This window comes from Blautia obeum ATCC 29174 (assembly GCF_025147765.1).
Classification (GTDB): domain Bacteria; phylum Bacillota; class Clostridia; order Lachnospirales; family Lachnospiraceae; genus Blautia_A; species Blautia_A obeum.
Genome location: NZ_CP102265.1, coordinates 2479342 through 2493841 on the forward strand (window position 1 = coordinate 2479342; position 14500 = coordinate 2493841).

The 14500-nt window shown below is 42.4% G+C and carries 13 protein-coding genes; 2 read left to right on the top strand and 11 right to left on the bottom strand.

The annotated features are described in order from the left end of the window. Positions 1-25: 25 nt before the first annotated feature. From NQ503_RS12005 to NQ503_RS12015, 3 genes are read right to left on the bottom strand one after another with little or no spacing between them, the layout of a single operon-like run. The gene (locus NQ503_RS12005; RefSeq protein ID WP_022388355.1) at positions 26-808 is read right to left on the bottom strand and encodes a hypothetical protein; all 783 of its coding nucleotides are present in this window, start codon (positions 806-808) and stop codon (positions 26-28) included. Beyond that, positions 805-2067, bottom strand: coding sequence for a DUF5716 family protein (locus NQ503_RS12010; protein WP_005424802.1), 1263 nt, complete (start codon positions 2065-2067; stop codon positions 805-807). Before NQ503_RS12010 ends, NQ503_RS12005 begins: the two co-directional genes overlap by 4 nt. Next, positions 2064-5615 (bottom strand): DUF5717 family protein, encoded by a 3552-nt coding sequence (locus NQ503_RS12015; protein WP_055065950.1) that lies wholly within the window; start codon positions 5613-5615, stop codon positions 2064-2066. The genes NQ503_RS12010 and NQ503_RS12015 overlap by 4 nt, the downstream gene beginning before the upstream one ends. Before the next feature lie 158 nt (positions 5616-5773). Between NQ503_RS12015 and sigK the strand changes: the two genes are divergently transcribed. Together sigK and NQ503_RS12025 are read left to right on the top strand one after the other, a co-directional pair. Next, positions 5774-6394 carry an RNA polymerase sporulation sigma factor SigK gene (gene sigK / locus NQ503_RS12020; protein ID WP_044925652.1) on the top strand — a complete coding sequence of 207 codons (621 nt, stop codon included), beginning with the start codon at positions 5774-5776 and terminating at the stop codon, positions 6392-6394. A 73-nt stretch (positions 6395-6467) separates the two neighbouring features. Further along, positions 6468-8612, top strand: coding sequence for a DUF5722 domain-containing protein (locus NQ503_RS12025; protein WP_005424798.1), 2145 nt, complete (start codon positions 6468-6470; stop codon positions 8610-8612). A gap of 96 nt (positions 8613-8708) precedes the next feature. On the opposite strand, the gene NQ503_RS12030 is transcribed toward NQ503_RS12025, so the two are convergent. The 8 genes from NQ503_RS12030 to NQ503_RS12065 all read right to left on the bottom strand — a co-directional run bounded on the left by NQ503_RS12030 (position 8709) and on the right by NQ503_RS12065 (position 14475). Beyond that, positions 8709-9935: a peptidase U32 family protein gene (locus NQ503_RS12030; RefSeq protein ID WP_005424796.1), complete on the bottom strand. Its 1227-nt coding sequence runs from the start codon at positions 9933-9935 to the stop codon at positions 8709-8711. Then, positions 9932-10579, bottom strand: coding sequence for an O-methyltransferase (locus NQ503_RS12035; protein WP_022388351.1), 648 nt, complete (start codon positions 10577-10579; stop codon positions 9932-9934). Before NQ503_RS12035 ends, NQ503_RS12030 begins: the two co-directional genes overlap by 4 nt. Continuing rightward, positions 10576-10977, bottom strand: a complete 402-nt coding sequence (locus tag NQ503_RS12040; protein ID WP_005424792.1) for an MltG/YceG/YrrL family protein — start codon at positions 10975-10977, stop codon at positions 10576-10578. The genes NQ503_RS12035 and NQ503_RS12040 overlap by 4 nt, the downstream gene beginning before the upstream one ends. A 47-nt stretch (positions 10978-11024) precedes the next feature. Beyond that, positions 11025-11360 carry a YlbF/YmcA family competence regulator gene (locus tag NQ503_RS12045; protein WP_005424790.1) on the bottom strand — a complete coding sequence of 112 codons (336 nt, stop codon included), beginning with the start codon at positions 11358-11360 and terminating at the stop codon, positions 11025-11027. A gap of 5 nt (positions 11361-11365) precedes the next feature. After that, positions 11366-13213 (bottom strand): ribonuclease J, encoded by a 1848-nt coding sequence (locus tag NQ503_RS12050; RefSeq protein WP_005424788.1) that lies wholly within the window; start codon positions 13211-13213, stop codon positions 11366-11368. A gap of 290 nt (positions 13214-13503) precedes the next feature. Further along, positions 13504-13761, bottom strand: coding sequence for a DUF1292 domain-containing protein (locus tag NQ503_RS12055; RefSeq protein ID WP_005424787.1), 258 nt, complete (start codon positions 13759-13761; stop codon positions 13504-13506). A gap of 15 nt (positions 13762-13776) precedes the next feature. Then, positions 13777-14199, bottom strand: a complete 423-nt coding sequence (gene ruvX / locus NQ503_RS12060) for a Holliday junction resolvase RuvX (RefSeq protein ID WP_005424785.1) — start codon at positions 14197-14199, stop codon at positions 13777-13779. Positions 14200-14202: 3 nt separating this feature from the next. Beyond that, positions 14203-14475, bottom strand: coding sequence for an IreB family regulatory phosphoprotein (locus NQ503_RS12065; RefSeq protein WP_005424783.1), 273 nt, complete (start codon positions 14473-14475; stop codon positions 14203-14205). Between the last annotated feature and the right edge of the window lie 25 nt (positions 14476-14500).

Below are 14500 nucleotides of genomic sequence, written 5' to 3' on the forward strand. Positions count from 1 at the left end.
AAAACTGTATACATTGTTACAATTTTCACGAACCCGTACTTCTGTGATATTCTCGTGTCAGTCTGGTGAGTATTTCGTCCATATTTGTCTTATTCACCACCAGCTCCGGTGTTTTGGAAAACTCCTGAAGTCTCTCTCGGATATTCTGCAGAACTTCCTTCTCTGTCCCTATTGATTTTGCCATTTTTTCATATTCTGAAGATGTTCTTGTCATTCCAAAAGCGATCAGATAAGCTTCCAGTGCCTCCCGGCTCCTGCTTCCCTCGTATGCTTTTCGAAAATACTCTGTAGCTTTTTCCATCTGAAACAGATAACTGTAAGCACAGCCAAGATTGTGGTACACTTTTTCTGTCATCCCCTCACGGATTTCCTCAAGATCTTCCCTTTCCAGAAGATTCTGGTAAACCTGTATCGCATGTACATACATTTCATTCTCCATTAATGCATCTGCCTTCTGTTTCTCACGCATTGCCGGAGTTTCTTCATTCATCTTCTGCAGACGTACATTCAGTTCTTTCAGTTCTTCATATGTCAGATAATTGATTTCTTTAAATACCGGATAAACAATATCTTCCGCACTTGCAAATTTGCTGATCTTGGAACGAAGTTTGGCTGCCAGTGCCGGAAGTTCCAGTTCCTCCTGTATCCAGCTGCACAATCCTTCATTCATGATCGTCTGGTCGATCAGATACAGATTATGATACAGATAATAGCAGAGTTCTTCAATGGAATACACATTGGTACTGATATTTTCTATGAAATAAGGCAGCTTTGCCCGTTTTGTCTGACACAGTATATATCCGCTCACTTTGTCTCCTCCTGCCATCTGGTCGTTTCTGTCCACTCTTTGCCACTTGATGGAAACATCTCACCAAATCCAAGATCCTTTACTGTAACCCTGCATTCATCCTGTGAAGTATACTGCAGATTCACACCAAGTCTCGTTGTCCGCTCTGGTCTCTCCGGCAGCCCCGGCAATGCCATTGCGATCCGTTTCTTTTTTGCCTCGCCCATTGTATCTACAATAAAAACAAGTTCCTTCGTTCCATCCAGGATCAGCTCGACATATGCATTACTTTCATACCAGTTTCTGCCTGATTCGATCAACGGATAATAAGCCGGTGCTCCCATGACACGCAGCTCCATTCCAACATCAGAAAGTACCAGCGAACTGCTCATATAACGATAGTCTTTCAGGTCATGATTGATCACCCGTTCTGCTCCTGCGCTGCAGGCTCCTCTTGCAAACAGGTTATTTCCATAAAAAACTTTTCTTCTCTGATAACATAACAGCTTCACAGATTTCTGTGCCCATTCCTGGTCAAATCCCTCTCCATTGATCTGAATACTGGAATACAATTCTTTACCAAGTGTGTTCTTGATAAATGTATAGAATTCTGCATCCCGCTCCTCTACCTTCGCACTCAGAGTCGTTGTAACAGGCTCTTCCAGATGTACCAGTACCGGTCGTGTTCCTGAATTCATGGACATGCGTCGAAAACTTACCTTCTGCTGTTCAAAGCTGTACCAGCCTACACTTCTGTTCCAGGTTTCTATCTTCTGTGTCATAACATAATAATAAAAACTCTCTTCATAATCCAGAAGAATCGTACGTTCTTCCGGGATTCCCAGTTCTCTGCATGCCCGCTGAAGATTTTCTACCTGTACAGCATTCAGACTGTCCATGGCAATCGACAGACTCCGGATGTTTTTTTCTACTTCCGCAATCCCTGTAAGTTTCAGCATCTCATGCAGATAATGTGCAAGAAGCTCCCATGCTTCTTTTTTTTCACCTCCAACCGCTACCGGTCCGTTCTGTGCTGATATCTCATAAAGGTTTCCAGCGAGAAATCCACCTTTTTCTCTTGCAAAATATTCTGCTTCCAATCCCGCACAATATGTCTTGCGGTCTGGGCGCAGGCAAAGACAGGTCGGCATTTCAAACTGGCTGCTTCCCACTTTTACGGGAAGTGAACGCGGTTCCTCTGCCTTGCGGTCATAATAACAGATCTGAGAATATTCTTTTCCAAAATCAATTCCTATTATCAAGTCTCTTGTTTCATTCATCTTCCGCTTTCCTTCTCTATGCTAAACATGTTTTTCACATACTGTTCCTGTCTGAGATAATCTTTCAGACTGTCTGTCACTTCCTGCATTTTGTCCAGTCTTCTTGCAGACAACATCTGATTCAGCATCTGATACTTGCTTCCAGAGGCACCCTCGACTTTTTTCATTGAAACGCTGCGTTCCGAAGTCTTCTTTGTATTGTCTTTATCGCCCTCATCGATCTGGAAATAATACTGCAGTGTCTCCCCGTAAAACAAAGTAAATGTCCTTACAAATATGCCCTGATACATTTCTTTCAAAGGTTCGCATTTATATGCTGTCTCTGCTCCAAGTCCGGTATCCAGTCTGTAAAACAACGTAACCTTTGCCCCAGGTACTGCACGACATTCCACAAATGTTTTGTCATCCAACTGATATGGACTCAAAAGTTCCGGTGAGAGTTTGCGGAAAAACGCAAATTTCAGATTTTCTTTTGCACACTCTTCCAGTATGCTCTGTGCTATTCCCACATATTCCGGTTTTGGATCTTTTTCTCTGGAAATTTCCTGCAGAAGCGCCAGTCTGCAGATAAGATTAACCGGCCACTTACTGGTAAATGCATATTCCAGCCTGCTTCTGATGAACGTACTCATTGTATATTCTCTGACAAAAACGCCATAAGAAACCAGTGTAAGGTATGCTCCTGTGATTCGTTCTTTTCCGGACTGCTTCACATAAGATTCCAGTACAGCTTCCCCCTCTTTACGGTAATCTTCCGTAAAGATCAGAAGACTTAAGATTTTTTCTTCCAGATCATACGTATCCATTTCGAATCCTCTGGCACTCTTCCATATCGAAATAAGTTCATCCAGTGGTCCAAACCGATACAGCATAAGATAATGCAGGATCACTTCATCATATTTACCCTTCCGGTAAACCTCGGATGCCAGTGCCAGAAGTTCGTCATCTTCTGCCATGTCACTTTTCAGGATCATCCGGCTTGTCATCTTGAGAAGGCAGCTCAGATCCAGTCCTTCATAACCAAATTCTTCTACAATCACCATTGCCTGACGAAACATTCTTCTGGTGATCAATACTTCAAGCAGTGTCGTACGGTCAACCTGTGCATACTGACGGAAATCCATTTTTTCAAGATATTTATCAAGCTTCTGATCCTGAACATTCGCAGCATAGTAATCCAGAATCTGTTTTCTTACAGAATTTCTATACTCTTCTGTACAGTCCTCAAGTTCTGCCAGACTCTGAAAATACTCCAGATTATCCGCATTCAGCGTTGTCGATTCGCAATAATACAGCAGAAGTCCCCGTTCTCTGACTCCCAGTTCCAGAAGTTCCGGTACTGCCTTGCTTTCATCTGTGAGCTTTGTAAGATTGTATGGGATTGTAGAAACATAACGTCTCTGCTTATCATCCTGGAACAGGATCACCGCATCATCTGTATAAATTCTCGGATATGCAATTCCTTTATTGCAAGGGTAGATTTCTTCCTCTGCAAACTGACTGTGCCGCACGATCACCTGTCGGATTTTGCTGTCATCACAGTACAGACGATAGGTAAACATCTTCGGAGCGATTGCTTCTCCATCTTCAGCGCTTACCGGATCAAACAGGAATTCCTGATACAGGATCGCATAATTTTCATCCATCTGTCCTTCTCTGAGTTTGCGATAGGCAAACCGTTCCAGATTATCCTTATAATTTTCATATGTTTTCGGATCTTTTTCTTTAAATGCGATCACACTCGCATATACATAAGCCTTGCGTGCATCACCAAGTGAATTGTCATTGTACGCAAAATACATCAGAAGCGGCTTCGGCAGCTGTCTTCTATATGTAATATCCATGGTTTCCACATAATATTCAAATAATCTGGTGATACGTAATCCTCTGCTTACCGCAAGCGAGAACCATTTGAAATATACCGGTCTGCGTGGTTCCCCCTTCATGATATATTTGCAGACAGCCTCCAGCACATCATCTGATGAAAATTTCTCATATCCGGCTGCAAGCGCCTGATACAGACTTCCATAGAATTTTTTTTCATATCCGGAGAGATATGCCATACGCATCACAAGCTCTTCGGTAAGCAGATCATGTTTACCAGCATAGCAGAATACCTGCATCCAGAACGGGGTAAGACGATGAAGCAGAGAAACATCCTCACTGATCATCTTCCAGGCTTCTATATAAAGAAGCGGACTTGTACAGCCTTTTTCATATAGTTCTTCCATCATGAACAGTACTTTCGATGGTGTGGTACGATATGTACTGTCAAGTTGAAGCAACAGCCACAAAAGCTGGAAACTGTCCTCTTTCTGCCTGAAAAAATTCTGCAATTTCCATACTGCCTGTCCCCGATCCTTATACAAACCGGTCACTGTACAGAGATAGAGATAAGTTCCGGCTGTTTCCAGTTCTTCTCTTGTAAATTCTTTACCGTGAAAATTCTTGAGGATTTTTTTTGCCACATCATCTTTTCCGTCCAGATGTGCCATATATGCCTCCAGGAACTGGTACTCCGGATATTCGCAGCCTGCTTCCCTCAGCTGATTTAATTCAAACCCTGCATTTTCTTTCCATGTCTGAAAATTGATCCTGTTTTCCTGATATTCAAGATAATCCTTCACAAGTGCAAGTTTGTGCCTTTTTTCTTCTCTGTGTACATCAATATGAATGCGCGCTCCCCTCGATGCAAGGACATGATACGTCAGTTCCTGATACGGACTTCTTACAATGATCTCGCCTATGTGATTTTCTCTTTTTAACTGATCTGCATGAACAAGATAGTTGATCTGAACACTGCTTCCAATAAAATCCTCATCCGTTATCACATGACGCTCTGGCTCCAGGAACTCCCCCTTTGTCTCGATCTCAAGGCGAAGATGTCCCCATCCGCTTCTGTGTATCTCAAAAGATTCCTGCATATCTTCTTCTACATTATAAAATTCTGCTGCGGTAGTTTTTAAGGATACGGAAACAGAATCTTTTTCCTTCAGACTGATCAGAAATTCCTCCAGATGCTGATAAGTTACCGGCTGTCCGGACAGACCTGCATACAACGCTTTCTGCTTTTTGTCTGCTTTCCTGAACATCATACAAAAATCTTTTTCGGTAAAAAGATGATAAGCTTCTCGAAAATCTTTTCTGGCAATCTCGCAAAATGTCTGCATATCATCAACTTTTCCTACAGAACTTATGATTTCTTCTTTTATTGCCTCAATTGCAAACGGAAGCTTGTACTCTCCTATACTGGAAGTCACACAGAGCCAGCCTCTGCATATATCACCAGCCTGCATTCCCACTGCGTCAATTCCATAAGGCAGCCGTACGGTTGTCCCCGAAAACCGACTGTTTCCCGGAACAAATCTTCGATCTGAGGAAGTAATATATCCCTGTATCTTATCATTGTTCTCCGTTCCAAGATACAGCTCCCCCTGTGTAGTCGTTCCTGCTTTGATCTTTATCTCCAGTTTTTCTTTTGAAAAAAGGAGTTCCGGCTGATCATATTTGAATTTTCCATTGAGTATCTGTTCTATCTTTTTTTTCAAAATAGTTCACCTGATTATCCTTGAAAGTGTATTTTTCTCATATAAAATTTATTATACACTACATCCTGAGGATACGCAAATCATATAATTTTATGGGAAAAGCACGTTGCTCCAGCCTCTGACATATTCTATATAGAAGCCCCTTTTGAGGTGGATATTTGAAAACTTTTCAGAAACCTTTGACCGCAGCAGAGGAACGGCTCTGCCTCAGACGCTGCCAGGAAGGGGATCCGGAAGCAAAACGTATTCTGATCGAACGTAATCTTCGTCTGGTTGCCCATGTTGCAAAAAAATATCAGGGAAACGGAGAAGAACTGGAAGACCTGATCTCTATCGGTACGATCGGACTGATCAAGGCTATTTCCACCTTCAATTCAGAACGTTCTGCCAGGCTGTCCACTTATGCCGCCCGCTGTATTGATAACGAACTTCTTATGATGCTGCGTGCAAGAAAAAAATGTTCACGTGAAGTTTCTCTTTATGAACCGATCGGAACAGACAAAGAGGGAAATGAGATCAGTCTGCTGGATATTATCGAAAGTCCGCCGGTGGATATCGTAGAAGAATATTCTACCCGTCAGGATATACGATTTCTTTTTTCTTCTATGAAGGATATCCTGACACCAAAAGAATACCAGGTCATCTGCTGTCGTTATGGACTGTTTGAAAACAACGAAATGACACAGCGTGAAATCGCCGATCAGCTTCATATCAGTCGTTCCTATGTCTCCAGAATCGAAAAAAACGCATTAAAAAAATTAAAAACTCTCTTCGGTTGATTTTCTGTCAGAAATACTCTAAAATTAGAAACAGACTGAGATGTCTTCAGTCGGAAGGAGGTTTTCTATTCATATGACAGATACAACTGAACGATCAGGCTTTGTATATATGCACAAACTATTGAAACAACTGATGATTCTTCTGCTCTGTACTGTTTTGATCGGAACAGGTTTTGCACCCGCTTCAGTCTCTGCAGCCTCACGGCCTGTAACGATCAGCAGCTGTAAGATTTCAGGAAAAAGCAAAGTCCGCGTAACCGCTGTCACGGCAAATCCACGTAAAATATCCGGATCTCGCTGTTACCTTTTTGCACTGACTCCGGGCATGTCGGCCAGGCCAGTAGCATCCTGTAAAAAATCAAAAAAAATGACATTTACCTGTAAATTAAACTCCGGTGGTGTCAACCTTCTGAATTCCGGTTTTGCTGTCGCTTCTCGGAATTCCAGTGGGAAATATACTTATATCAGCACACGCAGATTTATTTCCAACCCCGGTGCACTGGCCAAATATCGATATCGTTTTCCAAAGTCCATCTCCAAAAAGGGACTTCAGGTCAATGCTGACATGATGGAAGATGCGGAAGAACTGAATGTACGAAATTCTGTGATCAATATTGATTTCAGTCAGCTGATCGCACCACCGGCACTTCAAAATTCCAGGTACTCTTACTCCTGGAAATACCAGGGACAAACTTACTGGTTTGTAAAAGATTCTGTCTCTTATTACGACAGACAGCTGCTTGCACTGAATTCCACTTCATCTGTAAATTCTGCTGTTCTGCTTCTGAGTTGGCGCAGTGACCTGACCAGCCTGATCTATCCACAGGGACGCCAGCAGGGACATGCTTTTTATGCCTGGAATACCAAAGACCGTTCTGCGAGAAAGCAGCTGCAGGCAACACTGAATTTTCTGGCCAGACGTTACAGTACTTCCACAAAAAAATACGGACAGATTTCCAACTGGATTATCGGAAATGAAGTCAATAATTACAACACTTATAATTACGCCGGTTCCCAGACACTGAGACAGTATTCTCAGATTTATGCAGATCAGTTTCGTCTTGCCTATAATACACTGGTCAGTGTTTATTCTAATGCAAGAGTTTATATTTCACTTGATCATCTGTGGAATACAAATTATGTGAATGGAACCTTTGCTTCACGAAAAATGCTGGATTCTTTTGCTTCAAAGATACGTGCCGGTGGAAATCTGCAATGGAACCTTGCATATCACCCATACAGTTCTCCACTGACAGAGCCTCGTTTCTGGGCGAATACAAACGGGCAGCTCACCAAATCACTTACAACGCCTGTGATCAATATGGGAAATATCCGCCTGCTGACCAGCTATATACGTCAGAAATATGGTTCAAAAACAAGGATCATTCTGTCCGAGACCGGTTATACTTCTGTTCAGAGAAAACACAATGTTGAAAATCTGCAGGCAGCTGCGGTTGCCTACAGTTACCTTCTTGCTGAATCAGATAATATGATCGACTCACTGATCATTCATCGTCAGATCGACCACAAAGAAGAGATCAAACAGGGACTGAATCTTGGATTATGGACAACCGACGCCAGATCTGCTGATTTTGAATCTGCCAACACAAAGAAAAGATCCTGGAGTGTCTTTAAATATATGGACAGCAGTCGTTCTGCTTCCGAAACCGCATTTATTCCATCCTCGATCGGTGTCAGCAACTGGAAATCGCTGATCCCTTCATACAGTTCCAAACTCTATAACAAATCAAACTGTACCATCGGAGCACTTGAACAGGTAAATGCATATCGCCGCGGTGCTTCCATATATCAGAGCTGGTCTCCTTATGGTGCTGTTACAACTTCACATAAAACAGGAAATACCTTTACTGCTCTTCATGATATCCGACGAAACAAAAACAGTTTATGGGGATTCTCGCAAAAAATGAAGCGCAGTCTTTCCTTTAAATCATATCCAAATTTCTGCACAACGCTCCGCGCAAGTGGTGCACAGAATGGATATGTACAGATCAAATTGCGCTTTTACAGTGGAAAACATATCTTCGAATGTGCCAGAACTGTACCTGCTGATCAAACTGTCCGTTTAAAAACGTCTCTTGCGAAATGGAAATATCGCAGTAAAGTAACTAAAATTCAGGTTATGGCAGCCCCTGTAAATGGTAGTCAGTGGAACGCCAACGCTCAGCTTGTTATGAATGCCCCTGTGCGCAGTCGCTAAATTTTTCATTAAATAAAAAAAGAGCAGATATCACTTCTCATGAGGATATCTGCTCTCTTTTTATTCTAAGTTCTGTTTTACAGATTCGTCTGTATTTTATGCCTCGGCCCTTCGAAGGAGATCATACTTTTCAATCTCTGTTCCAAGGTCTACGGCAAGTTTCTGCTGTGGATGCGGTGCACTTTCTACAGAATTTCCATCTTCATCATAGATTGCACGAACGGTTGCTGTGATATTTCTGCCATCCGGTTTCATGATCTCAATCATCTCACCAACAGTAAACTTATTTCTCTGCGTAATATGTGCGAAACCATTTTCATCAACTTCTTCTGCATATCCCAGATAAGTATATTCTTTTACATACGTATTGTTGTCATAAATCTGCGTATGTTCATCTGGTTTGCCATAAAAGAATCCTGTCGTAAACTGACGGTACGTACAATTGGAAATCTGTTCCTGATACCAGGACATATTTGCCTTATATTTTTCCGGAGCCTCCATATAATCATCAATTGCCTTGCGATAAGTTCTTGCAACAGTTGCCACATAAAGAGCAGTCTTCATGCGTCCTTCAATCTTCAGGCTGTCGATACCACTGTTCAGGATATCATCCATATGCTCTACCATACAGAGATCCTTGGAGTTGAAGATATAAGTTCCTCTCTCATTCTCAAATACCGGCATATATTCACCAGGACGTTTTTCTTCCACAATAGAATATTTCCAACGACACGGATGTGTGCATGCCCCCTGATTCGCATCTCTTCCAACCAGATAATTGCTGAGCAGGCATCTTCCGGAATAAGAAATACACATTGCTCCATGAACAAAAGTCTCGATTTCCATATCATCCGGAATATGTTCACGGATCTCACGGATTTCTTTCAAAGAAAGTTCCCTTGCCGTTACGACACGTTTCGCGCCGAGCTTATACCAGAAACGGTATGTCTCATAGTTTGTATTGTTTGCCTGTGTACTGATATGGCATTCTATTTCCGGACAAATTTCACGGGCATAGGTAAAAATTCCCGGGTCTGCAATGATCAGTGCATCCGGTTTCAGTTCTTTCAGCTCCTGCAGATATTCTCTGACTCCCGGAAGGTCATCATTATGCGCCAGAATATTTACTGTCACATAAACCTTTACTCCATGTTCATGTGCAAACGCAATTCCCTCTGCCATATCTTCATGTGTAAAATTCTTGGCTTTTGCGCGGAGGCCAAATGCTTCTCCACCTATATATACCGCATCTGCACCAAATACAACGGCTATTTTCAGTACTTCAAGACTGCTTGCAGGTACCAGTAACTCTATATTTCTCATGCTTCCTCCTTAACGCTCAAAGACACGCCGTCTCCCAGCGGAATAATACTTGTCATAAGCTGTGGATGGTGTTTCAGTTCATACAAATACTCTCTCATACGCTTGTAAATTGTACGGTTTCTTCGTTCCACAAGATAATGGGATTCAATCAGCTCGCCCTCCTGAAGTACGTTATCTGACATCAGGACTCCGCCCGGGGCAAGCAGCCGCACCACATCCGGCAGCCAGTGAATATACTGTCCCTTGGCCGCATCCATAAAAATCAGATCATATGATCCCGAAAGTTCTTTCAGAATTTGCCCTGCGTCTCCTTCCAAAAAGGTAATCTGCGACTCACGGCCGGCTCTTCGGAAATTCTCCCTTGCCTTTGGAATTCTCTTTTCATAATTTTCAATCGTTGTGATATGCATTTCAGGCTGACTGTACTCACACATAAGAAGTGTGGAGAAGCCAACGGCTGTCCCCACTTCCAGAATACGCTGCGGCTTCTTAAGTGCCAGCAGTGTCTTTATAAAGCTCTGCATCTCCTTACGAATGATCGGAACTCCCTCAGACAACGCAGAACACTCCAGTTCATCAAGAAATGGAGTGTTCCCTGCATCAAGGGAATTAATAAACGTACGCATTCTCTCTTCTACGATCACGAAGTTGCTCCTTCCTGCTCTGCATCACCTGCAAGAATTCCCATGATCCTATTTGGTGTATAGGCAGTACTGAGTAGATATGTGCCTGGTTTCATTTTCCCACTGTAATTTGAAAGTTTTTCCTGTACCCAGAACACCAGCGTATCCTCGATCAGTCCTTTACTCTTTAATGTCTTTGCGATATCATAACTTGTTGCATCTTCTTTGATCACAACAGTTACTTCCTGTCCTTCTCCCGGGTTCATCGCCTGCTGGTTAAAAATGTTATACCCAAACTGGTAGGTAACCTTACCGATCCAGATCACGAGGACAGCCACACAAACATACAAAGCTATTTTAAAAAATCCTCCTGCAACAATCACTCCAGCCGCACCTACCCGGTCTTTGGTATCTCCCATATCTGCTCCTTTCTGTGTACTGATCAGATCTCATCAAACTGCACTGCTCAGATTTCCGGCACCTTGATCTCAATTCCGTCTGTCAATGTCTTACAAATCTGCTGCATCATCCTGCAAAGTGCCAGTTCCGCATCAAGATAAGCATTTACCTCCGGATTTCTTCGAAGTTCTGCTGATTCTCGTGCCAGCTGTTCCGCATCCTGAAGCAAATTTCCTCTTTCTTCATTCTGAAGCCGGAAGTTATCTGACCGGAAATGCTGCACTCTCGAGGCCAATTCCGGATTTTTTTCCAGGATTGCCTCCTGTTTCTTGTAAGTTCTGTACACATCGCTCTTCTGGATAGAATTCAGAAGAAGATGAATGTTTCTGTTTACAGCATCCATGTTATTTATGCCTCCATAATGATCGGCAGGATCATCGGACTTCTCTTTGTTCGCTTCCACAGGAAATCACTGAGTGCATCTTTTACTGTATTCTTGATCTTGCCCCAATCTGTAATGTTACGTTCCAGACAGGAATCTAACGCATTTTCTACGACTTCTTTTGCATCTTCCATCAGATCCTCGGACTCTCTTACATAGACAAATCCTCTGGATACAATATCCGGTCCGGCAAGAACCACATTGCTGTGGCGTTCAAGTGTCATAACAACAATCATGATACCATCCTCTGACAGATGCTGACGGTCACGAAGTACGATATTACCGACATCACCAACCCCCAGACCATCTACAAAGATCGCACCTGTATGAACAGAGCCGGTAACTGCTGCACTGTTTGCATCCAGCTCCAGAACATTACCGGAAGCAAGGATAAAGATATTCTCTTTCGGAATACCAAGATCTTCTACGACATGTTTCTGTGCAGTCAGATGTCTGTATTCACCATGAACCGGAATCGCATATTTTGGTCTTACCAGAGAATAGATCAGTTTGATTTCTTCCTGGCAGGCATGTCCGGATACGTGAACATCCTGGAAAATAACCTTTGCACCCTTCATGGACAGCTCATTGATAACCTTGGAAACGGCTTTCTCATTTCCAGGAATCGGATTTGAACTGAAAATGATAGTATCATTCGGTTTAATTGTAATCTTCTTGTGGATATTCGCAGCCATTCTGGAAAGAGCCGCCATGGATTCACCCTGGCTTCCTGTTGTGATCAGAACAACTTTTTCATCCGGATAATTTTTTACCTGGTCAATTTCGATCAGAGTATTTTCCGGAATACGAAGATATCCGAGTTCAGAAGCAACGGAAATGATATTGACCATGCTTCGTCCTTCTACAGCTACTTTACGTCCAAATTTATATGCGGTATTAATAATCTGCTGTACACGGTCTACATTAGATGCAAATGTCGCAATGATGATTCGTGCATTTTTGTGTTCATTAAAAAGATTATCGAACACATGTCCTACCGTACGCTCTGACATGGTAAATCCCGGACGTTCTGCATTCGTACTGTCACACATCAGTGCAAGTACACCTTTCTTACCGATCTCGGCAAAACGCTGCAGATCGATCGCATCACCAAATACCGGTGTATAATCCACCTTAAAGTCACCTGTATGGACAACAATTCCTGCAGGTGAATAAATTGCGAGTGCAGAAGCATCCTGGATACTATGGTTTGTTTTGATAAATTCAATGGAAAAATCACCAAGGTTGATAACCTGTCCATGTTTTACTTCTTTTAGTTTTGTGGAACGTACAAGGTTGTGTTCCTTCAGTTTATTTGTGATCAGTCCAAGTGTAAGTTTTGTCGAATAGACCGGAGCATTAACCTCTTTCAGGATATAAGGAAGCGCACCGATATGATCCTCATGTCCATGTGTGATCACAAAGCCTTTTACTTTGGAAATATTTTCTTTCAGATAAGTAACATCCGGGATGACCAGATCGATACCAAGCATATCATCTTCCGGGAAAGCAAGACCACAGTCAACAACTACAATACTGTCTTCATACTCAAAAGCAGTAATGTTCATTCCAATCTGTTCCAGTCCACCTAACGGAATGATCTTCAGTTTTGAAGTACCCTTACGGCCACGACGCGCATTCCCTCTTGGCTGTTGTGTTTTATTGTTTCTGGAAAACGGCTTCGTTGCTGCCTTTGGCTGCTGTACTGCTGCTAATTCTCCTGCAGCAGCTATTTCCTGTCTGTCAGAATGTTTCTCATAATGTCTGCTATTCGTTTTCTGCTGTTTATAACGGAAATTTTTCTGTTTTCCCATCGGTTTCTTTGTATTATTATCACCTGGTTTACGATTTCGGCTGTTATATTTTCTGGTTTTATTATATTCTCTGTGATTTTCTCTTTCTTTATTTACGCTCACATTTTCATTTATATTTTCGCTCAATCAAGCACCTCCATATTCTGTGCAATGCAGAAAACACCTGTCATGTGTCCTCTGGAATCAAACATTTTTGCACACTAATGCAGGAATGCGCCCACATTCCTTCTTAGTCTGCCTGTCACTGATTCTTACGTTCCTAGTGACGCCTGTTTCTTATAGTATGTTTCTTACATTTCAAAATCCACGTCTTCAAGCATTTGTTCAAAAACTTTATAAACAGCCTGCAGTTCGTCCTCATCTTCGAGCATTTCATAGCAGGCCTCCGGATCTGTATCCTTCGATACATCCTTCAAAATATAGGCAGACGCTTCATCTTCCATAGAATCCGATACAAGAAGATACGATACTCCTCCGATTCTTGTCTGTTCCTCAATAAAAAACTCTTCTACTGTCCCATCGGCCAGCTGAAATCTGATTTTTTCCATACTATCACCTTTATGTTACATTTTAAGGGAATCCAGATATCCCTGTAAAATAAATACTGCTGCAATTCCGTCGAGATACTCTTTACGATTCTCTCTGCGCACACCAGCCTCCATCAGGGCCCGATCCGCCGAAACTGTTGTCAGCCGTTCGTCCCACATGATCACTTCAAGGCCTGTACGCTTCTTAAGCATCTCCCCGAATTCCAGAGCTTTCTCTGCACGCTCACCGACAGTATTGTTCATATTCTTAGGATATCCAAGAACGATCTTTTCTATTTCGTACTCTTTCACGAGTTCTTCTACTTGGGCAAGCGTCCGGCGAAGTTTATTTTCCTGTTTTCGCCAGATTGTCTCTAATCTCTGAGCAGTCACTCCCAATGGATCACTGACTGCCACACCTACGGTCTTTGAACCATAATCTAATCCCAGGATCCGCATCACTTATCGTTCCCAGGATTTATTCTTAATGTATTCATTAAGAAGTTCTTCTACCAGCTCATCTCTCTCAACTTTCATGATCATGCTTCTCGCACCCTTATGACTGGTAATATAGGTAGGATCTCCGGACATAATATAGCCGACGATCTGGTTCACCGGATTATATCCTTTTTCATCCATTGCATTGTAGACCAGGTCCAGAACCTCTTTTACTTCAAGATCTGCATCCGGTTTTGTTCTGAAATACTGTGTATTTCCTAAATTGTTTTCTGCCATTTTACTCACGTCCTTAATAAGATTT

Coding starts and splice junctions, on each gene's coding strand:
- NQ503_RS12025 (WP_005424798.1), top strand. CDS start 6,468: ATGACAGATACAACTGAACGATCAGGCTTTGTATATATGCACAAACTA.
- NQ503_RS12065 (WP_005424783.1), bottom strand. CDS start 14,475: ATGGCAGAAAACAATTTAGGAAATACACAGTATTTCAGAACAAAACCG.
- NQ503_RS12040 (WP_005424792.1), bottom strand. CDS start 10,977: ATGGGAGATACCAAAGACCGGGTAGGTGCGGCTGGAGTGATTGTTGCA.
- NQ503_RS12045 (WP_005424790.1), bottom strand. CDS start 11,360: ATGGATGCTGTAAACAGAAACATTCATCTTCTTCTGAATTCTATCCAG.
- ruvX (WP_005424785.1), bottom strand. CDS start 14,199: ATGCGGATCCTGGGATTAGATTATGGTTCAAAGACCGTAGGTGTGGCA.
- NQ503_RS12055 (WP_005424787.1), bottom strand. CDS start 13,761: ATGGAAAAAATCAGATTTCAGCTGGCCGATGGGACAGTAGAAGAGTTT.
- NQ503_RS12050 (WP_005424788.1), bottom strand. CDS start 13,213: ATGGGAAAACAGAAAAATTTCCGTTATAAACAGCAGAAAACGAATAGC.
- NQ503_RS12010 (WP_005424802.1), bottom strand. CDS start 2,067: ATGAATGAAACAAGAGACTTGATAATAGGAATTGATTTTGGAAAAGAA.
- NQ503_RS12030 (WP_005424796.1), bottom strand. CDS start 9,935: ATGAGAAATATAGAGTTACTGGTACCTGCAAGCAGTCTTGAAGTACTG.